This window comes from Enterobacter sichuanensis, assembly GCF_009036245.1.
Lineage (GTDB): Bacteria > Pseudomonadota > Gammaproteobacteria > Enterobacterales > Enterobacteriaceae > Enterobacter > Enterobacter sichuanensis.
On record NZ_CP027986.1, the window covers coordinates 1,736,243 to 1,759,439 of the forward strand.

A 23,197-nucleotide genomic window follows, 5' to 3' on the forward strand; every position below is an offset into this window, starting at 1 on the left:
CCTCTCTTCATCTCAGTGTGGGGTGAAAGTCAGACGTGGCGCTGCATCCTGCATATCCTGTTAAGCCTCGTGAAAAGGGATCTGCAAAGGGGATGCCAGTTTTTAAAAAGGCTTTGTTATTAATGTGTTAATTAGAGGTTGGTGAATTGGAATCAAATAAAGTGGACTAAATGGTCAAAAGTAATGCACGCAAAACAGGCAGCGGTGCGCGATGACGGTGCAGGGGAGGCGAGGGTAATGCGGCAACAATCCCGATGCGGAACAATTCATCACCAGACAACACGGATAGTGGTGCTCCATTCGCAAATTTCTTCACCCTTTTCAAATGCTGCATTTCCGTTTGGGAAACACAGGGTCAAATATGCAAAAGGACACTGGCGCGCCTCACCGATGACTATCAAGCTTCCATTATTCAGTGGGGCGCTTCCAAGATAATTATTTAGGACACATATCTCTATAGCTTGTCATTTTCATCCTGGTTGCTGCCCCAGTTGATTTATTTATTTCATATAACTCAAAATAGCACGTGTTGTCGTCATTTCGGTTCCTGAATTCATATAATTTGTCTTTTTCAGGCCGGATAACAAAGTCTTTAGTACAAAGTCTACCATCGCTAAGATGGTTTGAAGGCCATACGCCTAATAATTTCCCCGCTCGAACATAATATTCTGCGCGGTCAAGAGGGTATACGCCATCTGGCAATTTTGATTTTTTAAAGCCCTTATCGATATATACGGGGTTACTTTCGAAAGTTGTTCTTACGTGAGGGTAGTATCCTTTTGGAGGCATCTTATATGGCTGATTACAATCAAAATCCCCCCACATCATAGAATCGCTGGTAAAACCAATAATTCTCACTTCAGCCCGGTCTCCAGAGGTGACATCCTGCACATGATTAACGACAACCTCGCGTTGTATGCATCCTGTCATTGCAACAGATATGAGGAAGAAGGGGACGGCAGCCAACGTTTTTGTTTTTTTTGACATAAATTAAATCCTTTTTAACCATTATGTGTAACGGCATCACTCTACCAGTCCAATAATATTAACTCCAGCAGAACTGGACGGTGACAGTTATATGCGCAATGTGGTGCAGGGTAAAGAAAAATGAGCAAAAAAGGCTGCCGATGCGTCCTGGTGAGTCGGAAATAAAGACTTAAGTTAATTTTTTAAAATTAGGGGCCGCCTCTGGTGCCACCGGGAAAAGAATTACTGCTTTGAGCGAGAAGCGGACGTTGCAACCTGGATCTAAACACGCCATTCATTTATGCACTTATTTTTGTAAAAGGGCTCAATGGCGTTATAAATTTGCATGCCCCTGCCAGTCTCGTTTACTCGTGGTTATGATCTCTTAGAAAAACGGTCAATACGTCCTTGGGCGGGGTTACACCACTTTCTGAAATTAGCCAACCCACTGCGCCACGATGATATGTCCCGTGAAAAAGCACATGATTGAGCATATCGACCGCCTTCATCTCACCATATCCGCCATCAACAAACTGGAATTTGATTGTTTCAGCAAGATCAGCGGAAGACATGGAATTGACATGTTGAATATACCAGTCTGTACATTCAGTCATCGTTATCAGAAGCTCATCAGCAGAGGGGGTCTCTGGCGTGTTCAATGCTGTGAAGGAATGCTTCTGACCGGTAACGTTAGCTCTGAAGATCAAATCAACCACATGTACGTGATTCATCAATCTGAGCGTCAGGTGGTGCTTTTCTGCATTTGCAGACGCATCGATTCTTTTAATCGCTTGCAGTGTTTCAATATCTATCCAGCGCTTGTATCTAAACAGCGTAACTAACTTGTCATTATCCATGTGTCACCTCTTTTATACATTTTATTATCATATCAGCAACATAAAGAGCTTTCTACTTACTTCCGCTTTTGGCACACAGCAGACAAGCACGTGACACTGAAGGTCTGCTTTGAGCGAGGAGCGGAAGTTCGTAGTTGTTTTTACATCTGATGAAGGCTTTACTTGAATCACTATGTGTCAAACAGTGGGGTGCAGGTCACTAATTATTAACATAAATTGATACCATGTTAGCATGTTGAAATGTTAAATTTAACAACACAATAATATTGTAAGGGATATAAATGAGCATAGATACTATAGGTAAAGACTTAACGTGGCCAATAAACGTTGAATATCTATTGGTCGATAATCTATCCACAAAAGCGACAATACAAGTTGGTCCTGGAATTACGACACTGGTGGGGCCGAATGGTAGTGGTAAAACCCGAGCACTGCGTGCAATAAAATTAAAATTAATGAATGAAAATCGAATAACTGTTCAAAATAGAAAAGTACATTTTCTTTCGGCAGGACGTTGTAGCCCATTTGAATCCTTTAGGTCTAGCTCAGAGTCTCCTCATGGTGTCAATTCTAGTGATGCTGCAATTGGACACGTGAGTTACGTTGAACGATGGTGGGATTATGAGAGTGTTACAGGTGACTTAATGGTCTTAGATAGACGACCTGACCTAAAGCTGAAGATTGAAGCACGCTTGCAGCAATTGTTTGACCGAAGCGTAGAGCTGAAGTGGTCTCAAAATGGAATGACTATTAGGATAACATCTGTCACGGGCGGTGAGGGTTACGCAGCTAATCACGAAGCCAGCGGAATATTGCAGGTTGTCGCGTTACTATCTGCAATTCATAATGACGAGATAGGCGCATTAATTATCGATGAACCAGAAATATCACTACACCCACAGCATCAAGCATTTCTGCTCGAAGAGATGGAATTGGTAGCAGGTGATCCTAATAATCCAAAGAAAAAATTGATTATCATAGCGACACATTCACCTTCAATGTTACCGCTGCGACGAATTGAAGAATTATCAAAAATAATTTTTTTCAACTCGGCTCAGCAGATTCCAGCGCAGATCTCAAAAAATTCAGATATTCTTAGGAGTAAAAAACTAGCTGCATTAATAGCACGCCTTAGCGCTACCCATCGAACAGCTATGTTCGCTGAGCATGTATTACTGGTCGAAGGCCCTAGTGACGAAATAATTGTAACACAACTGGCAAGAAAGTTCGGTCTCCGTTTACTTGCGCGTAACGCTCAAATACTTCCAGTTACTGGAAAGGGAGAATTTATCGAAGCTGCCAAGCTGTTTCGCCTAATGAACAAACGAGTTAGTTTGCTTGCAGATCTCGATGCCTTAGCTGACGAAAATGATTTAGTAAATTATTTCAGTGAATTACCAGAGGCTGGGCCGATTGCAGACCAAATTGGGCGAACAAATCTTGCTGATCTTGACAGAGATCTGCGAGCAGCAATTACGACCTTCATTGCTGACTTTAAGAAGGAGGTCGATACAGCGGCTGAGAATTATCTTGATTGGTCAAGTAAAGATTCTGGGGCTGATACCGTGCGTCGCGTGACGTTAGCACGTATTCTTATTGATCCGGCAAGTTTTGGTACAGAAGCATCTTTACGAGCCGAAAGTCTTTGCAGAAAATACGATGTACTCTTGAGTTCTTTACATAATCTTGGGTGTTTTTTTTTACGTCGGGGAGCAATCGAAAATTATTACGGCGCAATAGAAGAGTTTGGAACAGGAAAACCAGATCGTGCAGCACTAGAAGCTGCCGGATTCGATACTAGAGAAATCCAAGAACTTGCAACATGTTATAATGATATTTATATTGCATTACGTTATGCTGCTCCAAATCAGCTTGTCGATGAAGATCATCTACTTCGTATGAAACTCGGTGCTATTTTGACACCAGTGATGCTTGGCATGACATTCAACAGTAGCGATCAACAACTTGATATATTAGCTAGATCTACAATCGGGGTTGATGCAACAGTGTTCAAACTAACGAATAAATCTACTGATCAACAGCTCAAGCTTGAAGTTGATATAGCCTCACCATTGTTTGAACGTGCAACTTTCCCGTTCGAAATATCTCCATCCGAAAATCCAATCACCGTTGTGCCAAGTGTGTTGCCGGGAGTTCAGAAATAAAAATTTGAAACTGATGTCTCCGTAAATTTAAAAGCTGTAATTTTTATCGAGCACAAATGACCTAGTTACATACATTAATATAGCTGAAGTTAGCAAGGCCAAATTTTTGAACAGGGCTGCTGCAGCCCTGTTTTATCAAGACTCCAATCATCTAAGGTATATCCACTGCACCATAGAGTTGAGTTTATATACATTGAATTGTGCTTCCCATTTTTTTAATACTGTTGGGCAGAAATAGGGGCACAAGCAAGCTCTTAGCTACTTGCACATTAAGGTAAGGTTAAACGATGTCCGCTTCTGGCACAGGGCTGCTGTTGCAACCCTGACAACCTTAGACTTCAATCGATTCAGAGATCTCTAACGCATCATCGACTTCAATGCCCAGATAACGGACTGTGCTTTCCAGTTTCTTATGACCCAACAGAAGTTGGAACACCCGGAGATTCTTGGTTTTCTTGTAGATCAGGTAAGGTTTTGTTCTTCTCATGGAATGTGTGCTGTAAAGAGAATCTTCGAGACCAAGCTTTTCTACCCACCCATGAAAGATTCGGTTGTATTGCCGGGTTGAAATGTGCTGGTTAGTTCCGACCCGAGACCGAAACAAGAAGTGTTTACTGTACAAATTGCTAAGCTTTATCAATGCAGCAACAGCTTCTCTTGTCCCTTTGGTTATCTCGAATTGCACAGGGCTACCGGTTTTCTGTTGCAACACCGTTGCTCTGCTTGAAACCGAACTACCATATGCCACATCCGATACTTTGAGTTTGACCAGATCACAGCCTCGAAGCTTACTGTCCAGGGCCATATTCAACAGAGCTAAATCGCGCGTTTTACCTTCCAGTTCAAGCCGGTTTCGGATCCCCCAGATATGAGATATCTGAAGTGGTTTTTTTTGGCCGATGATACGGTCTTTGTTCCACAGTGACGTGTTCATACTCAAATATCCTGCAATGTGGGAGATTTGAGTATGGTTGTCCTTTATGAGCGAGAAGCGGGCATTGACACTTAAGCTAAGAGGTCTGCTTTGCAGGTTCAGCGAACGAAATGAGCAATTTGAGCGCAATGTTATGCGCCACGCACTGCCAGCCTGATGGTTGACTGATACCAATCAGGACCTTCTGCAATTATTTTCTCCTCAACGCTCATGATGGGATGCATTTCAATTTCAGAGTCTTTAACTTTAGTTTCTAGCCCATATATTTTTGAAAGTTCTAAAACCTCATTTTTGAAATCTTGACCAGAAAACGGTGATATTCTTACTTCCTCTAACAATTCATTAAGGGATACTGGAATTAGCTTACCATTTACAGGGGGGGTATTAAATGTATTTTCTTGAAAAATCGCCCTAAATTCCTTTTCGTATTCGAAAGATGGTCTCTTACTAAAGAAAACATCGGGTTCAGGATTGTATTGTTTTATCCAGAAATTCGGTACGTACTTTACTGACTTTAACTGAAGTTTGTTTAGACCTTTATTCTCAAGATGAGCCTGGAGTGTTTTTTTCTTTGTTTTTATAACAACACCTTTGGCCGGATTTTTACAATATAACTTCCACATGGCTTCGGATTCATGCTCACTGCTATGCCAGCAACTTATGTATGTTTTCTCACTTATTTCTTTAAGTGTCTTTAAATTGAATGCCATGAACATATCTAAGTCCATGCCAGCTCCATGGGTAGCGCATAGTTTTTTCTGTGTCTCAATAAATTTTTCGTAGCCTACACGCCCCCAAGCAAACTCGCCTTCGAACGGATCTTCAAATTTTTTTGCTGAGCAAAAAAATAAAGCTTGCTGATTAAGAAGCATAGAGAATTTTTCTATATCAAGATATCGCCATATAAAATCAGTAGACACTTTAACTCCTTGCAATATAAATTATATTCAGCGGCACTTAAACAAAAATTAAGCAGCCAAATAAGCTCAGTCGTTGCCTTTGTTTGGATGTTAATACAAAATAATAGCAAATTTTATAATACAGCGAAAGGTTTGCAACGTCCGCTCCTGGCACAAAGCGGACTGTCTAAAGGGCCGAGGAACCCGCTATAAAGAACGGTTAGTCACATTCGCATTGGCCTCCCACAATAGCTTTTCCTTGTCGATTTTGCACAGACTCTGTACCCCAGGATGTCGAGAGAAAGCAGGGCTTTTGCTATGCTATGGCAAACCAATAAGGAGAGCGGGAATGACACAAGGCGCAGTGAAAACACCAGGTAAGCGTTCGCAGGCCGTGAGTGCCAAGAAGCAGGCGATCCTCAGCGCGGCGCTGGAGACTTTTTCACAGTTTGGTATTCACGGCACGCGCCTGGAGCAGGTGGCGGAGCAGGCCGGGGTGTCCAAAACCAATCTGCTCTACTATTACCCGTCGAAAGAGGCGCTATATGTCGCGGTGATGCAGCAGATCCTCGACATCTGGCTGGCGCCACTGAAAGCGTTTCGTGAAGAGCTGGCCCCGCTGGTGGCAATCAAAGAGTACATTCGCCTGAAGCTGGAGGTCTCGCGCGATTATCCGCAAGCATCAAGGCTGTTCTGTCTGGAGATGCTGCAGGGCGCGCCGCTGCTGCAGGCGGAGCTGACGGGGGATTTAAAACAGCTGGTTGACGACAAGTCGGCCATTATTGCCGGATGGGTGGCCAGCGGAAAGCTGGCGCCCGTCGACCCGCATCATCTGATCTTTATGATTTGGGCTTCAACCCAGCATTACGCTGACTTTGCGGCCCAGGTTGAGGCGGTGACCGGAAAAACGCTTCAGGATGAAGCGTTTTTCCACAGCACCCTGGAAAACGTGCAGCGGATGATTATCGAAGGGATTCGCGTGCGTTAGTTTCCCGGCGGGAGAGGGCAGCTTAAGTCGCCCTCTTCACACTGCATCAGCGAGGCCAGAAACGCTTCACGCTCCGCGGTTTTCTCCGTCAGGCACTGATTAACAATCATCGGCTGAATGCTGCCGCCTTCCGTACCCGAACCGATAAACGTACAGTCCGCATCACGCAGGGTAATCCACGCCTGCTGCGCTTTTTTCAGCAGCTCGCGCTGAGGGGCTGCCGCGCGCTTGATGGCCGCCTGATACGTCTGGTTGAGCTTTTTATCGGCAGCCTGATACTGCTGCGCGCTACAGGTATTCAGTTCAAGCTGGGTGGTCGCTTTGTCGCACTCGTCGGCCAGCGCGCTGGCGCTCAGCAGCAGTGCTGCACCTGCGATAAGAAATCGTTTCATACACTCCCCAATTAAATAAGGCTCCGTCTCCGGAGCCTTATTAGCACAGCGTTAGCCGATTGTCATCAGGCTGGCGTTACCGCCTGCCGCCGCGGTATTGACGCTGAGTGAACGTTCCACGTACAGACGCTCCAGCAGCAGGTTGGTTTCCCCGCGCGCGAAGCCCTGCACCGAAACAATCGCCCCGCTGCGGGCCGCCACCTGCTCGCACAGTTCGCGCAGCTGGTCCGAATCACCGTGATAGATCACCGCGTCAAACGGCTGCGTCAGCAGCGCATCGGCTTTAGCGAAGTGAATGCGCGCCGAGACCGCTTTCGGCAGCTGTTTTGCCAGGTCGCGGTGCAGCGCATCTTCCGGCCACAACACTTCACAACCGGTTGCCATAGCTGCGGCCAACTGCACCAGCGCGTCCTGCTCGTTATCCGCCACGCACAGCACGCGCTCGCGAGGCATCAGCGTCCAGGTGTTGCGCTCGCCGGTTGGCCCTGGCAGCAGACGCTGCGTACCGGCCTGCGCCAGCTCACCATACTGCTGTGCGAGGGCACGCAGTTCAGGACGTTTTTCCGCCCATGTGATGAGGGCTTCCAGCGGCTGCGTCAGCACGGTTTTCAGCTGCGCGTCTACCGGATAGTCCGCGTCCTGACGCGCCAGCGTTACGCCCAGCGCGTTCTCCGGACGGTTCGCCAGCAGACGGTACAGGTAGAGCGGGCCGCCCGCTTTCGGACCGGTGCCGGAGAGGCCTTCGCCGCCGAACGGCTGCACACCCACGACCGCGCCGACCATGTTGCGGTTAACGTACAGGTTACCCACTTTGGCGTTACCGGTGACCTGCGCGATAGTCTCGTCGATACGGGTATGCACCCCGAGCGTCAGGCCATAGCCGGAGGCGTTGATCTGCTCAATCAGCGCGTTGAGGTTATTGCGGTTGTAGCGCACCACGTGCAGTACCGGACCGAAGACCTCTTTTTTCAGCTCGTCGAAGCTTGCGAGCTCAATCAGCGTTGGCGGCACAAAGGTGCCGGTACGCCATTCGCGGGCATCTTCACTGGTTTCACGCACGGCCTGGAACACCGGACGGCCTTTCGCGCGCATCGCCTGAATATGGTTTTCGATATTGGCTTTCGCTTCCGCGTCGATCACCGGCCCGATGTCGGTGGTGAGACGGCCCGGGTTGCCCATGCGGCATTCGGCCATCGCGCCGCGCAGCATCTTCAGCGTGTGGTCGGCCACGTCATCCTGCAGGCACAGCACGCGCAGGGCGGAGCAGCGCTGACCGGCGCTGTCAAAGGCGGAGGCCAGCACGTCAACCACCACCTGCTCGGTGAGCGCGGAGGAGTCGACGATCATGGCGTTCATCCCGCCGGTTTCGGCGATGAGCGGAGTCGGACGACCCTGCGCATCCAGACGGGTGGCAATATTGCGCTGCAGCAGGGAGGCCACTTCGGTTGAGCCGGTGAACATCACGCCGCGCACGCGGTTATCGGCTGTCAGTCTGGCGCCTACCGTTTCACCACGTCCTGGCAGCAGCTGAACCACGCCCGCCGGCACGCCGGCTTCCAGCAGGATGTTGATACCCTGCGCGGCAATCAGCGGGGTTTGCTCTGCCGGTTTGGCCAGCACGCTGTTGCCTGCGGCCAGAGCGGCGGCAATCTGGCCGGTGAAGATCGCCAGCGGGAAGTTCCACGGGCTGATACAGACGACCGGGCCCAGCGGACGGTGGGTTTCGTTATCGAAATCATCGCGCACCTGGCCTGCGTAATAATGCAGGAAGTCGACCGCCTCGCGCACTTCGGCAATGGCGTTGCTGAAGGTTTTCCCCGCTTCGCGCACCAGAATGCCGATAAGCTGTTGCATCTGATCTTCCATCAGCACCGCCGCACGTTCCAGAATGGCGGCGCGCTCCTGCGGCGGGGTGGCGAACCAGATAGGGGCGTTGTTCACCGCGCTCTGCAGCGCCTGCTCCACTTCCGCGTCGGTGGCTTCACGCACGTAGCCGACGATATCTTTTGGCTCCGCCGGGTTGATCACCGGCTGCATTTCACCGTCAACAACCGGCTGCTCCAGCATCGGTTTGGCCTGCCATTTCTGCAGCGCGCTGTTGAGCAGGGCAGAGGAGAGGGAGGCCAGTCGGTGTTCGTTGGCGAGATCCAGACCCGCCGAGTTAACGCGGCCTTTGCCGTACAGCTCGCGCGGCAGGGCAATCTTCGGATGCGGCAGGCCAATCTGACCTTCCTGAGCCGCCATCTTCTCAACGGCCAGTACCGGATCGGCCACCAGCTCGTCCAGCGGCAGCGTGGTGTCGGCGATGCGGTTAACGAAGGAGGTGTTCGCACCGTTTTCCAGCAGACGACGCACCAGGTACGCCAGCAGGGTTTCGTGGGTGCCCACCGGGGCGTAAATACGGCATGGGCGGTTGAGTTTGCCGTCCGCCACTTTCCCGGTCACCTGTTCGTACAGCGGTTCACCCATGCCGTGCAGGCACTGGAACTCGTACTGGCCCGGATAGTAGTTCTGCCCGGCCAGGCTGTAAATCGCCGCCAGGGTGTGGGCGTTGTGGGTGGCGAACTGCGGATAGATCAGGTTCGGTACGCCAAGCAGCTTTTTCGCACAGGCGAGGTAAGAGACGTCGGTGTAAACCTTGCGGGTATACACCGGATAGCCTTCCAGCCCTTCCATCTGGGCGCGTTTGATTTCGCTGTCCCAGTAGGCGCCTTTCACCAGACGGATCATCAGGCGGCGACGGCTGCGGCTGGCGAGGTCAATCAGGTAATCAATGACGAACGGGCAGCGCTTCTGGTAGGCCTGGATAACGAAACCAATGCCGTTCCAGCCCGCCAGCTCCGGCTCGAAGCAGAGTTTTTCCAGCAGATCGAGGGAGATCTCCAGACGGTCGGCCTCTTCGGCGTCGATGTTGATCCCGATATCATACTGGCGCGCCAGCAGGGTCAGGGACTTCAGGCGCGGATAGAGCTCTTCCATTACCCGGTCGTACTGCGCGCGGCTGTAACGCGGGTGCAGGGCGGAGAGCTTAATTGAGATGCCCGGGCCTTCATAAATACCGCGGCCGTTAGAGGCCTTGCCGATGGCGTGGATTGCCTGCTGATACGAAACCATGTAGGCCTGCGCGTCGGCGGCGGTCAGGGCGGCTTCGCCCAGCATGTCATAGGAGTAACGGAAACCTTTATCTTCCAGTTTGCGGGCATTCGCCAGCGCTTCGGCAATGGTCTCCCCGGTCACAAACTGCTCGCCCATCAGGCGCATCGCCATGTCCACGCCTTTGCGGATCAGCGGCTCGCCGCTCTTACCGATAATGCGGTTCAGGGAGCGGGAGAGGTTGGCTTCGTTATGGGTCGAGACCAGTTTACCGGTAAACAGCAGGCCCCAGGTCGCGGCGTTAACGAACAGCGACGGGCTGCGGCCAATGTGCGAATGCCAGTTACCGTTGCTGATCTTGTCGCGGATCAGCGCGTCGCGGGTGGCTTTATCCGGAATACGCAGCAGCGCTTCCGCCAGACACATCAGCGCCACACCTTCCTGTGAAGAGAGGGAGAACTCCTGCAGCAGACCCTGTACCATCCCGGCGCGGCCGGTGGCGGTCTTCTGGTTACGCAGTTTGTCCGCCAGCTGATACGCCAGACTGTGCGCCCGGGCGGCAATCTCCTCCGGCAGACGGGCCTGCTCCAGCAGCATCGGTACCGCGTCGGTTTCGGCGCGACGGTATGCGGCGGTAATGGCGGCGCGGCTGACGGACTGCGGCAGGATCTGCTCGGCGAAATCGAGGAACGGCTGGTGAGTTTCGTCGCCAGTGACCGGTGCTTCCTCGCTTTCATTGGCGGCACCGGCGAGCAGGGCAGGCAGTTCTGGCAAGCCCTCGTCGCTCTCAAGTCTTTCGAGGTAGTTAAAAATCGCCTGCTTAATTAACCAGTGCGGCGTGCGGTCAATGCGGGTTGCTGCGGTCTTAATCCGTTCGCGGGTAGCGTCATCCAGCTTAACCCCCATGGTGGTCATACCCATGCCAAAGCTCCTGTTGTTCTTTCATCGTGTTTGGTCGTTAGCGTGAAATATCCACCATGTTGCAACTTTGTGCAACCGTGTTAAATGTGACCTGGTCTGCAACCCAGAAAATGAATGGAATGTTAACGAATGGTTAGCTGAAAAAACGCACCGGACCCGTGACGGGAAGCCTGGTTTTATGCGGGAGTTAACACTTTTCAAAGGTGCAACCCGTAAAAGCGTGAGCGAGTGCAACCTATAGGAAACTCGTATCAAACCGGGGATGAAATTGATGTAAATGCAGTGTTAAATCGTTTGTCAGCGGGAGGCGCATACGGCAGGATAGCGCGCCCAACCGAAACACAAGATACCATCACCTCGTTCCGGTGATCTTATAACAAGGCAACCTGGATGGTTGTCGCTCGACACTTTTGGAGAATTTGAATGGCAATTAGCACACCGATGCTGGTGACATTTCTCGTTTATATTTTTGGCATGATCCTGATAGGGTTTTTGGCATGGCGTTCAACGAAAAACTTTGACGACTACATTCTGGGCGGACGCAGTTTAGGCCCGATGGTGACCGCACTCTCGGCGGGCGCATCGGATATGAGCGGCTGGCTGCTGATGGGGCTGCCGGGGGCGATTTTCATCTCCGGTATCTCCGAAAGCTGGATCGCCATCGGTCTGACCGTAGGCGCATGGATCAACTGGAAGCTGGTGGCAGGCCGTCTGCGCGTGCATACCGAAGCGAACAATAACGCCCTGACGCTGCCGGATTACTTCACCGGACGCTTTGAAGATAACAGCCGCATCCTGCGCATTATCTCTGCTGTCGTTATTCTGCTGTTCTTTACCATCTATTGTGCCTCCGGCATTGTGGCCGGTGCGCGCCTGTTCGAAAGCACCTTCGGCATGAGCTACGAAACCGCCCTGTGGGCCGGTGCTGCCGCCACTATCCTGTACACCTTCGTGGGCGGCTTCCTCGCAGTTAGCTGGACCGACACCGTGCAGGCGAGCCTGATGATCTTCGCCCTGATCCTGACCCCGGTGATTGTGATTTTCACCGTCGGCGGCTTAGGCGATTCGCTGGAAGTGATCAAGCAGAAGAGCATTGAAAACGTCGATATGCTCAAAGGGCTGAACTTTGTGGCCATCGTGTCGCTGATGGGCTGGGGTCTGGGCTACTTCGGCCAGCCACACATTCTGGCGCGCTTTATGGCCGCGGACTCTCACCACACCATCGTCCATGCCCGTCGTATCAGTATGACGTGGATGATCCTCTGCCTGGCCGGGGCGTGTGCGGTAGGCTTCTTCGGTATCGCGTATTTCAGCAATAACCCGGCGCAGGCGGGCGCGGTGAACCAGAACGCCGAGCGCGTGTTTATCGAGCTGGCGCAGATTCTGTTTAACCCGTGGATTGCCGGTATTCTGCTCTCCGCCATTCTCGCGGCGGTGATGTCCACCCTGAGCTGTCAGCTGCTGGTCTGCTCCAGTGCGATCACCGAAGACCTCTACAAAGCCTTCCTGCGTAAGGGCGCGAGCCAGAAAGAGCTGGTGTGGGTTGGGCGCTTTATGGTGCTGCTGGTGGCGCTGGTGGCGATTGCGCTGGCGGCCAACCCGGAAAACCGCGTGCTGGGCCTCGTGAGCTACGCGTGGGCAGGCTTCGGTGCGGCGTTTGGTCCGGTGGTGCTGTTCTCCGTTATGTGGTCACGCATGACCCGTAACGGCGCGCTGGCGGGGATGATTATCGGTGCGGTCACCGTTATCGTCTGGAAACAGTTCGCATGGCTGGGGCTGTACGAAATCATTCCAGGCTTCATCTTCGGCAGTATCGGCATCGTGGTCTTCAGCCTGCTGGGTAAAGCACCGTCTGCCTCCATGCAGAAACGTTTTGCCGAAGCAGACGCGCACTACCACTCTGCACCGCCGTCTAAGCTGCAGCCTGAATAATCCTCCCCCTCACCTTAACCCTCTCCCCAAAGGGGAGAGGGGATAAACCTCTCTTGCTAAATTCTGCAATTTACGTTGATATCGCTGTGCTTATAACAATGAGGATAGCGACACATGACAATCAAAACAGGGTTAATGGCAGGGGCATTATTGCTGCTGGCAGGCTGCACCGTACCGTCGCAGCACGCTACGGTTGAAACCTGCAAAGCGGATAACCAGATGCAGCAAACCACGCTCTATTTCGGACTGAATCGCCCGGCCGGGGCGCAGATCACCAGCAATGAATGGCAGCAGTTTGTCGACCAGGACGTGACGCCGCGTTTTCGCGATGGCTTAACGGTGTTTGACGCGCGGGGGCAGTGGCTGGGGAACGACGGGAAAGTGGCGCGTGAACCGAGCAAGGCGCTGATGCTGATCCACGGTAACGATGCGCAGAGCGAGAAGAACATCGAAGCGTTACGTGGGATATATAAGTCCCGCTTTGCGCAGGAGTCGGTGATGCGTGTTGACCAGCCGGTGTGCGTGCAGTTTTAATGAAAACGGCGGGATTACCCGCCGTTGTTGTACCGTAGGCCGGGATCGCTGCGCGTCACCCGGCAAGAAAATTACAACACCAACCCCGCAAAGCTCGCCGACAGCAAACTCACCAGCGTCGCGCCGTAGACCAGACGCAGACCGAAACGCGACACCACGTTCCCCTGCTGCTCGTTCAGGCCCTTGATCGCGCCCGCCACGATGCCGATGGAGGCAAAGTTCGCAAACGACACCAGGAAGACGGATAAAATCCCCAGCCCGCGCGGGGACATCTGATGCGCGATTTTTTGCAGCTCAATCATCGCCACAAATTCATTCGCCACCAGTTTGGTTGCCATAATACTGCCCGCGTTTAAGGCGTCACTGAGCGGAATCCCCACCAGCCACGCCAGGGGATAAAATACATATCCCAGGATCTGCTGGAAGCTCATGCCAAATACGCTGGAGAAGAGGGCGTTAACGGCGCTAATAAGGGCGATAAAGCCGATCAGCATAGCCAGAATAATCATCGCCACTTTAAAACCGGCCAGAATATATTCGCCGAGCATCTCGAAGAAACTCTGGGATTCATGCAGTTTTTCGAGCTTAACCTCCGGCTCCGCTTCCGGGCGCGCCGGGTTGATGACCGAGAGAATAATAAAGGTGCTGAACATGTTGAGAATCAGTGCCGCGACGACATATTTGGCATCGAGCATGGTCATATAGGCGCCGACAATCGACAGGGAGACCGTCGACATGGCCGTGGCCGCCATGGTGAACAGACGACGAGAAGAGAGATCGCCCAGCACGCCTTTGTAGGCAATGAAGTTTTCAGACTGACCGAGGATCAGCGAACTCACCGCGTTAAAGGATTCCAGCTTGCCCATACCGTTCAGTTTGGACAGCAGCGTGCCAATCACCCGAATAAAAATCGGCAGAATGCGCCAGTGCTGAAGAATACCAATCAGCGCGGAAATAAAAATAATCGGGCAAAGCACGCCGAGGAAAATGAACGCCAGCCCTTTTTCCCCCATTCCGCCAAAGACGAAATTGGTGCCTTCGCCGGCAAATTTGAGCAGTGACTCAAAAAATCCGGAGACGTATTTAATCAGGAATAACCCGCTTTCGGCATGCAGGAAAAAGAACGCCAGCGCAATTTCAATAACAATCAGCTGTAAAACAAAACGAAGGCGAATTTTTCGGCGGTCAAAACTTGTAAGCCAGGCCAGCGCAAGAATAATGACCAGCGCCAGCAGGAAATGGACAATTTTAAACATGGTTTATTTTCAGTTAGGTTGCGAGGCGGATATTTAGCCACAGCCCTGAATCAGCGTAAATGGGCATTTTCGTTATAACTTATAAACCTGAACGTTACGTACGTCATTATTATCAGGCTTTGCGTTTACAACTCGTCATCAAAACAGCGTACATTTCGCTTGTGTTTCTTTTCGCGGTAATGATAATCACTATCACAAGAATTTACCTTTCTTTGCATCAGTTGACCGCGATAAACATTTAAGGTGTCGGCATGTTTGTTCCATTTCTCATTATGTTACGTGAAGGGCTCGAAGCTGCCCTCATCGTTAGCCTCATCGCCAGTTATCTGAAGCGAACCCAGCGTGGGCGCTGGATTGGCGTGATGTGGGTCGGGGTATTCCTTGCCGCGGCGCTCTGTCTGGGTCTGGGTATCCTTATCAACGAAACCACCGGGGAGTTCCCGCAGAAAGAGCAGGAGCTGTTTGAAGGTATCGTCGCTGTGATTGCGGTGGTGATCCTCACCTGGATGGTGTTCTGGATGCGTAAAGTCTCGCGTAACGTGAAGGTGCAGTTGGAACAGGCGGTGGATAACGCGCTGCAAAAGGGCAATAACCACGGCTGGGCGCTGATCATGATGGTCTTTTTCGCCGTCGCGCGTGAAGGGCTGGAGTCGGTTTTCTTCCTGCTGGCGGCATTCCAGCAGGATGTGGGGATCTGGCCACCGGTAGGCGCCTTGCTGGGCCTTGCCACCGCCGTGGTGCTCGGTTTCCTGCTCTACTGGGGCGGTATTCGCCTTAACCTGGGCGCCTTCTTCAAGTGGACCAGCCTGTTTATTCTGCTGGTGGCGGCGGGGCTGGCGGCGGGGGCAATTCGCGCCTTCCATGAAGCAGGCCTGTGGAACCATTTCCAGGACGTGGCGTTTGACCTTAGCAACATTCTCTCCACGCACTCGCTAACCGGCACCCTGCTCGAAGGTATCTTCGGTTACCAGGAAACGCCGAGCGTCAGTGAAGTGGCGATGTACTTTATTTATCTGGTTCCGGCGCTGGTGCTGTTTGCTCTGCCGCCGCGCACCGGCACGCAGGCGTCGCGCGTTACGCCATAATTTTAGTTTTAGTTACAACATACTTTTAAAGGGAAGAGTCATGGCAATTCAGTTCCGTCGTAGTGCGTTATGCGCAGGCATTGCCGCGCTGTTCGCTTCTGCATTCTCCGCCTGGGGCGCGGATGTTCCTCAGGTTAAAGTGACCGTCAATGACAAACAGTGTGAGCCGATGACGCTCACGGTGAACAGCGGCAAAACCCAGTTCATTATTCAGAACCACAGCCAGAAAGCGCTGGAGTGGGAGATCCTGAAAGGGGTTCTGGTGGTGGAAGAGCGCGAAAACATCGCCCCTGGCTTCAGCCAGAAGATGACCGCTAACCTGCAGCCGGGCGAATATGACATGACCTGCGGCCTGCTGACCAACCCGAAAGGAAAGCTCATCGTCAAAGGTGAAGCAACGGCCGATGCGGCGAAAGGCGCTGCGGTGCTGAGCCTTGGTGAGGCCATTACCGCGTATAAAGCGTATGTCACAAAAGAGACGGCGGACCTGGCGGCAGCAACCAAAGCCTTTACCGATGCGGTAAAAGCCGGTGACATCGAAAAAGCGAAATCCCTCTATGCGCCGACCCGTCAGCACTACGAGCGTATCGAACCGATTGCCGAGCTGTTCTCCGATCTGGATGGCAGCATTGATGCCCGCGAAGATGATTTCGAGCAGAAAGCCGCCGATCCAAAATTCACCGGTTTCCACCGTCTTGAGAAAGCCCTGTTCGGCGATAACACCACCAAAGGGATGGAGAAGTATGCCGACCAGCTGAACAGCGACGTGCTGGAGCTGCAAAAGCGCATCAGCGAGCTGGCCTTCCCGCCGTCAAAAGTGGTGGGCGGTGCGGCCGGTCTGATTGAAGAAGTGGCCGCGAGCAAAATCAGCGGTGAAGAGGACCGCTACAGCCATACCGATCTGTGGGACTTCCAGGCTAACGTCGACGGCGCGCAGAAAATTGTTAACCTGCTGCGTCCTCAGCTGCAGAAAGAGAACGGCGAACTGCTGGCGAAAGTGGACGCCAACTTCAAAAAGGTCGACACCATTCTGGCGAAGTACCGTACCAAAGACGGCTTTGAAACCTACGACAAGCTGACCGATGCCGACCGTAACGCGCTGAAAGGCCCGATTACCGCCCTGGCGGAAGATCTCTCCCTGCTGCGCGGCGTACTGGGTCTGGACTAAGCACCATGAATAAGCATAACGAGAACGACGTGGCTGAGCCTTCCCGTCGTCGGTTGTTAAAAGGGGTCGGGGCGCTGGGTGGCGCCTTTGCCCTGGCGGGCGGGTGTCCGGTGGCGCATGCGGCGAAACCGCAAAGCGCGCCCGGCACGCTGTCACCCAATGCCCGCATGGAGACGCAGCCATTTTATGGCGAGCATCAGGCTGGCATTCTGACTCCACAGCAGGCTTCCATGATGCTGGTGGCCTTTGATTCGCTGGCCAGCGATAAAGCTGACCTGGAGCGTCTGTTCCGCCTGCTGACCACGCGCATCGCGTTTCTCACGGCGGGGGGACCGGCTCCCGACACGCCGAACCCGCGGCTGCCGCCCATGGACTCCGGTATTCTGGGGCCGTTTATCGCCCCGGATAACCTGACCATTACCGTTTCGCTCGGGGAATCGCTGTTTGATGCGCGCTACGGGCTGGCAAAACAGAAGCCGAAAGCGCTGCAAAAAATGACGCGTTTCCCTAATGACTCGCTCGATGCCGCCCTCTGCCACGGCGATCTGCTCCTGCAGATCTGCGCCAATACGCAGGACACGGTGATCCACGCCCTGCGCGACATCATCAAGCACACGCCGGATCTGCTCAGCGTGCGCTGGAAGCGGGAAGGGTTTATCTCAGACCATGCCGCCCGCAGCAAAGGCAAGGAGACGCCTGTCAACCTGCTGGGCTTTAAGGACGGTACGGCTAACCCGGACAGCCAAAATGGTGCGCTGATGAAAGAGGTGGTGTGGGTTACTGCCGATCAGGGCGAGCCGGCATGGGCGGTCGGCGGAAGTTACCAGGCGGTGCGAATTATTCAGTTCCACGTTGAGTTCTGGGACCGCACACCGCTCAAAGAGCAGCAGACGATCTTTGGTCGTGATAAGCAAAGCGGGGCGCCGCTCGGCATGAAGAATGAGCATGACGTGCCCGATTACGCCAGCGATCCGAATGGCGATGTGATTGCGCTCGACAGCCATATTCGTCTGGCCAACCCGCGCACCAAAGAGACGCAGTCGAGCCTGATGATGCGCCGGGGATACAGCTACTCGCTCGGCGTGACCAATTCCGGTCAGCTCGATATGGGGCTGCTGTTCGTCTGCTACCAGCACGATCTCGAGAAGGGGTTCCTGACGGTACAGAAGCGCTTAAACGGCGAAGCGCTGGAAGAGTACATTAAACCTATCGGCGGCGGCTATTTCTTTGCTCTGCCAGGCGTGCGCGACAGCAACGCGTATCTCGCTCAGGGTCTTATTGAAGCCTGATAATTGTCCCCGCAACCGTTCGCGGGGACATTATTTTTTCATATGACTATCCTGCTGTTATATTTCTGTAATATTTCTGTATGAGACTGATTTCCACTGTAGGGACAGTCCTAAAAGTTGCATTCAGGTAAAATAAATGTTGCATTTATGATAACTCCTGATGTACTTAAGATAAGACAGCGGTAGTTCCCGGCAGTGATGCTGAATCACTATGGAGATCGCGAATGGTTGCGTCCTGTACTGGACAAGGTAAACATAACAACCGCAGCACCCGGCGCGGAGGCTCAGACTCCGGCAGCGATTTCCTCACCACTAAATTCTCCCCCATCCCTCAAGAATCTGATTCGACCGACGTGCAGAACGGTGCGCGTAGCTGTTCCGTATCGTCATCCGATAAAGCAAGCAATGGCTTACAAGGAAGCCAACCCTCTGATGTTCGTGCGCATAATCGTGCCGAAGCTGGCGCGTGTGATGAATACCAACAACTCAAGGTGCTATCCATGGGAAGACAAAAAGCAGTGATCAAAGCTCGTCGCGAAGCAAAACGTGTGCTGAGACGGGATTCACGTAGCCATAAACAGCGTGAAGAAGAATCGGTCACCTCGCTTGTGCAGATGAGTGGCGTAGAAGCAATTGGCATGGCCCGTGACAGCCGTGATAATTCTCCAATTGTGGCGCGCAATGAGGCTCAGGCGCACTACCTGAATGCTATCGAGAGTAAACAGCTCATCTTTGCAACCGGTGAAGCCGGATGCGGGAAAACCTGGATCAGTGCGGCCAAAGCGGCGGAAGCGCTGATCCATAAGGACGTGGAAAGAATCATTGTGACCCGTCCGGTACTGCAGGCTGATGAAGATCTCGGATTCTTACCCGGAGATATTTCGGAGAAGTTTGCCCCGTACTTCAGGCCCGTCTATGACGTGCTGGTGAAACGTCTGGGCGCATCCTTTATGCAGTACTGCCTGCGACCAGAGATTGGCAAGGTGGAAATCGCGCCGTTCGCCTATATGCGCGGACGTACATTTGAAAATGCGGTCGTCATTCTTGACGAGGCTCAGAACGTGACCGCTGCGCAAATGAAGATGTTTTTAACGCGCCTCGGGGAGAACGTGACGGTTATCGTTAACGGCGATATTACCCAGTGCGACCTGCCGTCCGGCGTGAAATCCGGACTGAGCGACGCCATGTCACGTTTTGAGGAAGATGAGATGATTGGGGTGGTACGCTTTACCAAAGAGGATTGCGTGCGCTCGGCGCTCTGTCAGCGGACGCTGCAAGCCTATTACTGAGTTTGCTGTTGTGTTCAAGGCCCGGGAAACCGGGCTTTGTTTTTTGTGCATTTAATTCCCTCTCCCTTGGGGAGAGGGCCAGGGTGAGGGGCTCAGACCGCACCGAGCTGCATCTGGCTCCGGGGGGGATTGACTCGCTGCGCTCGCCCTGCGGGCAGCCTGTTCGCTGCGCTCCCAGTCTGTCCAACTGGCTGTCGCCAGTTGTCGAACCCCGGTCGGGGATTCTCATCCCCCCAGAGGTGTGCAACATGCGAAAAAAAAGCCCGCATTTTCATGCGAGCTCTTCTTTAAATATGGCGGTGAGGGGGGGATTCGAACCCCCGATACGTTGCCGTATACACACTTTCCAGGCGTGCTCCTTCAGCCACTCGGACACCTCACCATATTATTTTGCTGCCTGACCGCTTGGGGGGCAACGGGGCGCTACTATAGGGAGTTGCGCTAACACGGTCAAGCAGATTTTCAGCTTTACTGCCTGTTCGGTTAAGCAATAATCAGCTCCACGGTTTTTACGCCGTGGAGCAGGGGATTAACGCTGTGAATCGAGCACTTCGCTGTTTTTAACCACTTCCTGCGCTTTGCCGTAGCTTTCGATCAGCAACTGATACGCCGGGAAGATGTGGGTATACACTTCCGCCCACTCCGCGGCATCTTCACGGTTCCATGTCCGCTGGATCTCAGAAGCTACCGCCGCCGTGTCCATCGGCACCACGCCAGCCTGTACCACACGCGCCAGAGTGATCTCTTGCGCCATTTTGCTGTAGGTACCGGAGGCATCAATTACCGCAAACACTTTATACCCGTCGGCAACCGCGCTGATTGACGGGAACGCCATGCAGACGCTGGTAATGGTGCCTGCGATAATCAACGTTTTGCGTCCCGTCGCTTTCACCGCCGCCACGAATTCCGGGTTATCCCAGGCGTTGATCTCACCTTTACGGGCTACATACTGCGCATGCGGCGCGTTGGCGTGGATCTCCGGGATAAGCGGTCCGTTCGGCCCTTGGGGGACAGACGCCGTGGTAATCACCGGGATCTTCGCCAGGGTAGCGATTTTTGCCAGCGCTGCCGCACGGGCACGCAGCTCCGGCATTGGCATATCCCCGACGGTCTGGAACAGACCACTCTGGTGGTCAATAAGCAACATCACCGCATCGTTAACATCAATGACCGGACGAGCGCCATTAAAATTGGCAGGTGTAGACATGTTCTTCTCCTTTATTACGAGCGGATCTGGCCGAAGCGGCCGGAATTGAAATCACGAATGGCTTCGTTGATTTCGGTTTTACTGTTCATCACAAACGGGCCATAGCCCACGATAGGTTCATTCAGTGGCTCACCCGCCATCAGCAGCACTTTGGCATCGCTGCTGGCTTCCAGGTGCAGCTTGTCGCCTTCCTGACTCAATACGACCAGCTGGGCTTCACCCGCCTGAGCGGTACCGTTCACCGAAATACTGCCTTCAAGTACGACCAGCGCTGTGCTCCAGCCTTCCGGCTGAGTGAACGTGACGTGACTGCCCTGATTCAGGGTGATGTCCCAGACGTTCAGCGGCGAAAACGTGTGCGCCGGGCCGGCCACGTCGTTGTAATGACCGGCAATAACCCGCAGCGAGCCGCTGTTTTCAGGCAGCGTCACCACCGGAATATCGGCGTTGGTGATACTCTGATAGCCTGGCGCGGCCATTTTGTCTTTCGCCGGCAGGTTGACCCAGAGCTGCATCATTTTCAGTTCCCCGCCTTTCTGCGCGAAGGCGCTGGAGTGGAACTCCTCGTGCAAAATGCCTGCGCCTGCGGTCATCCACTGCACGTCGCCGGGGCCAATGACGCCGCCTTTCCCGGTGGAGTCGCGGTGCTCTACTTCGCCGGAATAGACGATGGTGACCGTTTCAAAACCCCGGTGTGGGTGCTGGCCTACGCCGCGCTTTGCGCCATCTGCCGGGAAGGTGTACGGGCCCGCGTAATCCAGCAGCAGAAACGGGCTGAGGGGCTCGCCGTGCGTCTGATAAGAGAACATTGAACGGACCGGGAAACCGTCGCCAACCCAGTGCTGACGAGGAGCGGTATAAACGCCAGTTACGTTTTTCATGATTTACTCCTGATGTTCTGTTGATGTAATTAGCTTATATTCAGCGTTAATATCCCGGTAGATAGTGAAAATGGCATTCACTGTTCTGAAATTGGAACGATGAGGATTTATGCAGGATCTCAATGACTTCGTCTGGTTTGTGAAAGTGGTCGACTACGGTGGCTTTGCGGCGGCGGGACGGGCGCTCGACCTGCCCAAGTCCAGGCTAAGCCGCCGGATAGCGCAGCTTGAAGAGCGGCTGGGCGTGCGGCTTATCCATCGCACAACCCGGCAGTTTACGGTGACCGAGGTCGGACAGACCTTCTATCAGCACTGTAAAGCGATGATGGTGGAGGCGGAGGCTGCGGAGGAAGCCGTGGCGGCGCTGCAGGCAGAACCGCGCGGTATCGTCAGGCTCACCTGTCCCGTCACCTTATTGCATGTGCATGTCGGCCCAATGCTGGCAAGATTTATGGTGCGCTATCCGGGGATCAACCTCCAGCTGGAAGCGACAAATCGGCGGGTCGATCTGGTGGGAGAGGGAATTGATGTGGCGATCCGCGTGCGTCCACGGCCGTTTGATGACAGCGATCTGGTGTTAAGGGTGCTGGCCGACCGGGGACATTGCCTGGTGGCAAGCCCGGCGCTGATTGCACGGCTGGGGAAACCGTCCATGCCGTCTGAACTCAGCGCCTGGCCTGGTTTAAGTATGGGTGAGGGTAAACACATCCATAAATGGACACTCTCCGGACCCGACGGGGCGAAAGCGGAGGTCCATTATCATCCCCGGTTGATCACCACGGACATGCTTGCGCTCCGTGAAGCCGCGATGGCAGGCATTGGCGTGGTGCAGTTGCCGATTTTGATGGTGAAGGATCAGCTGGCGTCCGGGGAGCTGGTTCGGGTACTTGAGGCATGGGAACCGCGACGGGAAGTGATTCATGCTGTTTATCCTTCCAGACGCGGGTTGCTGCCGTCTGTCAGGGCGCTGGTGGATTTTCTTACCGAAGAGTATGCGAAGATGGCGGAAGACTAGCACTTCCCTCTCCCCTGGGGAGAGGGCAGGGTGAGGGGCTCAGGCCGCACCGTGCTGCATTTGGCTCCGGGGGGGATTGACTCGCTGCGCTCGCCCTGCGGGCAGCCTGTTCGCTGCGCTCTCAGTCTGTCCAACTGGCTGTCGCCAGTTGTCGAACCCCGGTCGGGGATTCTCATCCCCCCTTTCGGAGAATATAAAAGAAAAAAGCCCGTACTTTCGTACGAGCTCTTCTTTAAATATGGCGGTGAGGGGGGGATTGACTCGCTTCGCTCGCCCTGCGGGCAGCCTGTTCGCTGCGCTCTCAGTCTGTCCAACTGGCTGTCGCC

Annotated in this window: 18 protein-coding genes and 1 tRNA gene; 9 read left to right on the forward strand and 10 right to left on the reverse strand. The window is 53.3% G+C overall.

Translation table 11 applies throughout. The features are described from left to right. Positions 1-435: 435 nt before the first annotated feature. Together C1N69_RS08220 and C1N69_RS08225 are read right to left on the reverse strand one after the other, a co-directional pair. Positions 436-987: a hypothetical protein gene (locus C1N69_RS08220; RefSeq protein WP_244956322.1), complete on the reverse strand. Its 552-nt coding sequence runs from the start codon at positions 985-987 to the stop codon at positions 436-438. A gap of 344 nt (positions 988-1,331) precedes the next feature. After that, positions 1,332-1,823, reverse strand: coding sequence for a DinB family protein (locus tag C1N69_RS08225; protein ID WP_155030978.1), 492 nt, complete (start codon positions 1,821-1,823; stop codon positions 1,332-1,334). 281 nt (positions 1,824-2,104) lie between these two features. Here C1N69_RS08225 and C1N69_RS08230 point away from each other — a divergent pair, with 281 nt between their 5' ends. Then, complete coding sequence (locus C1N69_RS08230; protein ID WP_155030979.1) at positions 2,105-3,988, forward strand: ATP-dependent nuclease; 1,884 nt, start codon at positions 2,105-2,107, stop codon at positions 3,986-3,988. Positions 3,989-4,319: 331 nt separating this feature from the next. Here the strand turns inward: C1N69_RS08230 and C1N69_RS08235 are convergent, their stop codons facing one another. Together C1N69_RS08235 and C1N69_RS08240 are read right to left on the reverse strand one after the other, a co-directional pair. Then, complete coding sequence (locus tag C1N69_RS08235; RefSeq protein WP_155030980.1) at positions 4,320-4,922, reverse strand: site-specific integrase; 603 nt, start codon at positions 4,920-4,922, stop codon at positions 4,320-4,322. Positions 4,923-5,053: 131 nt separating this feature from the next. Further along, on the reverse strand, positions 5,054-5,842 hold the full coding sequence (locus C1N69_RS08240; protein ID WP_059444176.1) for a DUF2971 domain-containing protein: 789 nt from the start codon (positions 5,840-5,842) through the stop codon (positions 5,054-5,056). A 328-nt stretch (positions 5,843-6,170) separates the two neighbouring features. On the opposite strand from C1N69_RS08240, the gene rutR reads away from it, so the two are divergent. Next, on the forward strand, positions 6,171-6,809 hold the full coding sequence (gene rutR / locus C1N69_RS08245; protein ID WP_025755874.1) for an HTH-type transcriptional regulator RutR: 639 nt from the start codon (positions 6,171-6,173) through the stop codon (positions 6,807-6,809). On the opposite strand, the gene C1N69_RS08250 is transcribed toward rutR, so the two are convergent. Both C1N69_RS08250 and putA read right to left on the reverse strand, forming a co-directional pair. Continuing rightward, positions 6,806-7,201 carry a lysozyme inhibitor LprI family protein gene (locus C1N69_RS08250; RefSeq protein WP_155030981.1) on the reverse strand — a complete coding sequence of 132 codons (396 nt, stop codon included), beginning with the start codon at positions 7,199-7,201 and terminating at the stop codon, positions 6,806-6,808. The two genes, rutR and C1N69_RS08250, sit on opposite strands and share 4 nt — an antisense overlap. 51 nt (positions 7,202-7,252) lie before the next feature. Then, positions 7,253-11,215 carry a trifunctional transcriptional regulator/proline dehydrogenase/L-glutamate gamma-semialdehyde dehydrogenase gene (gene putA / locus C1N69_RS08255; RefSeq protein ID WP_155030982.1) on the reverse strand — a complete coding sequence of 1,321 codons (3,963 nt, stop codon included), beginning with the start codon at positions 11,213-11,215 and terminating at the stop codon, positions 7,253-7,255. A gap of 423 nt (positions 11,216-11,638) precedes the next feature. Here putA and putP point away from each other — a divergent pair, with 423 nt between their 5' ends. After that, complete coding sequence (putP, locus tag C1N69_RS08260; protein ID WP_155030983.1) at positions 11,639-13,147, forward strand: sodium/proline symporter PutP; 1,509 nt, start codon at positions 11,639-11,641, stop codon at positions 13,145-13,147. 114 nt (positions 13,148-13,261) lie between these two features. Then, the gene (locus C1N69_RS08265) at positions 13,262-13,681 is read left to right on the forward strand and encodes a DUF3574 domain-containing protein (protein ID WP_025755870.1); all 420 of its coding nucleotides are present in this window, start codon (positions 13,262-13,264) and stop codon (positions 13,679-13,681) included. A gap of 71 nt (positions 13,682-13,752) precedes the next feature. On the opposite strand, the gene C1N69_RS08270 is transcribed toward C1N69_RS08265, so the two are convergent. After that, positions 13,753-14,937, reverse strand: a complete 1,185-nt coding sequence (locus C1N69_RS08270) for a NupC/NupG family nucleoside CNT transporter (RefSeq protein ID WP_047958246.1) — start codon at positions 14,935-14,937, stop codon at positions 13,753-13,755. A gap of 251 nt (positions 14,938-15,188) precedes the next feature. On the opposite strand from C1N69_RS08270, the gene efeU reads away from it, so the two are divergent. The 4 genes from efeU to phoH all read left to right on the forward strand — a co-directional run bounded on the left by efeU (position 15,189) and on the right by phoH (position 19,768). Continuing rightward, positions 15,189-16,022 carry an iron uptake transporter permease EfeU gene (efeU, locus tag C1N69_RS08280; protein WP_155030984.1) on the forward strand — a complete coding sequence of 278 codons (834 nt, stop codon included), beginning with the start codon at positions 15,189-15,191 and terminating at the stop codon, positions 16,020-16,022. Positions 16,023-16,062: 40 nt separating this feature from the next. Beyond that, positions 16,063-17,190 (forward strand): iron uptake system protein EfeO, encoded by a 1,128-nt coding sequence (efeO, locus tag C1N69_RS08285; RefSeq protein WP_155030985.1) that lies wholly within the window; start codon positions 16,063-16,065, stop codon positions 17,188-17,190. A gap of 5 nt (positions 17,191-17,195) precedes the next feature. Then, positions 17,196-18,479 carry an iron uptake transporter deferrochelatase/peroxidase subunit gene (gene efeB / locus C1N69_RS08290; protein WP_155030986.1) on the forward strand — a complete coding sequence of 428 codons (1,284 nt, stop codon included), beginning with the start codon at positions 17,196-17,198 and terminating at the stop codon, positions 18,477-18,479. Between the two features lie 500 nt (positions 18,480-18,979). Further along, positions 18,980-19,768 (forward strand): phosphate starvation-inducible protein PhoH, encoded by a 789-nt coding sequence (phoH, locus tag C1N69_RS08295; protein WP_024908976.1) that lies wholly within the window; start codon positions 18,980-18,982, stop codon positions 19,766-19,768. A 294-nt stretch (positions 19,769-20,062) separates the two neighbouring features. Here the strand turns inward: phoH and C1N69_RS08300 are convergent. From C1N69_RS08300 to C1N69_RS08310, 3 genes are all read right to left on the reverse strand, one after another. After that, a tRNA-Ser gene (locus C1N69_RS08300) sits at positions 20,063-20,150 on the reverse strand. A 147-nt stretch (positions 20,151-20,297) separates the two neighbouring features. Further along, positions 20,298-20,975 (reverse strand): isochorismatase family protein, encoded by a 678-nt coding sequence (locus tag C1N69_RS08305; protein ID WP_025755865.1) that lies wholly within the window; start codon positions 20,973-20,975, stop codon positions 20,298-20,300. Positions 20,976-20,989: 14 nt separating this feature from the next. Further along, positions 20,990-21,856 carry a pirin family protein gene (locus C1N69_RS08310; RefSeq protein WP_155030987.1) on the reverse strand — a complete coding sequence of 289 codons (867 nt, stop codon included), beginning with the start codon at positions 21,854-21,856 and terminating at the stop codon, positions 20,990-20,992. Positions 21,857-21,965: 109 nt separating this feature from the next. On the opposite strand from C1N69_RS08310, the gene C1N69_RS08315 reads away from it, so the two are divergent. Beyond that, the gene (locus C1N69_RS08315; RefSeq protein WP_155030988.1) at positions 21,966-22,871 is read left to right on the forward strand and encodes a LysR family transcriptional regulator; all 906 of its coding nucleotides are present in this window, start codon (positions 21,966-21,968) and stop codon (positions 22,869-22,871) included. Positions 22,872-23,197: the final 326 nt, after the last annotated feature.

What these genes read in the sequence shown, in the direction of transcription:
- efeO (WP_155030985.1), top strand. Translation starts at nt 16,063, where the DNA reads ATGGCAATTCAGTTCCGTCGTAGTGCGTTATGCGCAGGCATTGCCGCG.
- C1N69_RS08305 (WP_025755865.1), bottom strand. Translation starts at nt 20,975, where the DNA reads ATGTCTACACCTGCCAATTTTAATGGCGCTCGTCCGGTCATTGATGTT.
- C1N69_RS08220 (WP_244956322.1), bottom strand. Translation starts at nt 987, where the DNA reads ATGTCAAAAAAAACAAAAACGTTGGCTGCCGTCCCCTTCTTCCTCATA.
- C1N69_RS08270 (WP_047958246.1), bottom strand. Translation starts at nt 14,937, where the DNA reads ATGTTTAAAATTGTCCATTTCCTGCTGGCGCTGGTCATTATTCTTGCG.
- C1N69_RS08225 (WP_155030978.1), bottom strand. Translation starts at nt 1,823, where the DNA reads ATGGATAATGACAAGTTAGTTACGCTGTTTAGATACAAGCGCTGGATA.
- C1N69_RS08310 (WP_155030987.1), bottom strand. Translation starts at nt 21,856, where the DNA reads ATGAAAAACGTAACTGGCGTTTATACCGCTCCTCGTCAGCACTGGGTT.
- putP (WP_155030983.1), top strand. Translation starts at nt 11,639, where the DNA reads ATGGCAATTAGCACACCGATGCTGGTGACATTTCTCGTTTATATTTTT.
- C1N69_RS08265 (WP_025755870.1), top strand. Translation starts at nt 13,262, where the DNA reads ATGACAATCAAAACAGGGTTAATGGCAGGGGCATTATTGCTGCTGGCA.
- phoH (WP_024908976.1), top strand. Translation starts at nt 18,980, where the DNA reads ATGGGAAGACAAAAAGCAGTGATCAAAGCTCGTCGCGAAGCAAAACGT.
- C1N69_RS08315 (WP_155030988.1), top strand. Translation starts at nt 21,966, where the DNA reads ATGCAGGATCTCAATGACTTCGTCTGGTTTGTGAAAGTGGTCGACTAC.
- putA (WP_155030982.1), bottom strand. Translation starts at nt 11,215, where the DNA reads ATGGGTATGACCACCATGGGGGTTAAGCTGGATGACGCTACCCGCGAA.
- efeU (WP_155030984.1), top strand. Translation starts at nt 15,189, where the DNA reads ATGTTTGTTCCATTTCTCATTATGTTACGTGAAGGGCTCGAAGCTGCC.
- efeB (WP_155030986.1), top strand. Translation starts at nt 17,196, where the DNA reads ATGAATAAGCATAACGAGAACGACGTGGCTGAGCCTTCCCGTCGTCGG.
- rutR (WP_025755874.1), top strand. Translation starts at nt 6,171, where the DNA reads ATGACACAAGGCGCAGTGAAAACACCAGGTAAGCGTTCGCAGGCCGTG.
- C1N69_RS08250 (WP_155030981.1), bottom strand. Translation starts at nt 7,201, where the DNA reads ATGAAACGATTTCTTATCGCAGGTGCAGCACTGCTGCTGAGCGCCAGC.
- C1N69_RS08235 (WP_155030980.1), bottom strand. Translation starts at nt 4,922, where the DNA reads ATGAACACGTCACTGTGGAACAAAGACCGTATCATCGGCCAAAAAAAA.
- C1N69_RS08230 (WP_155030979.1), top strand. Translation starts at nt 2,105, where the DNA reads ATGAGCATAGATACTATAGGTAAAGACTTAACGTGGCCAATAAACGTT.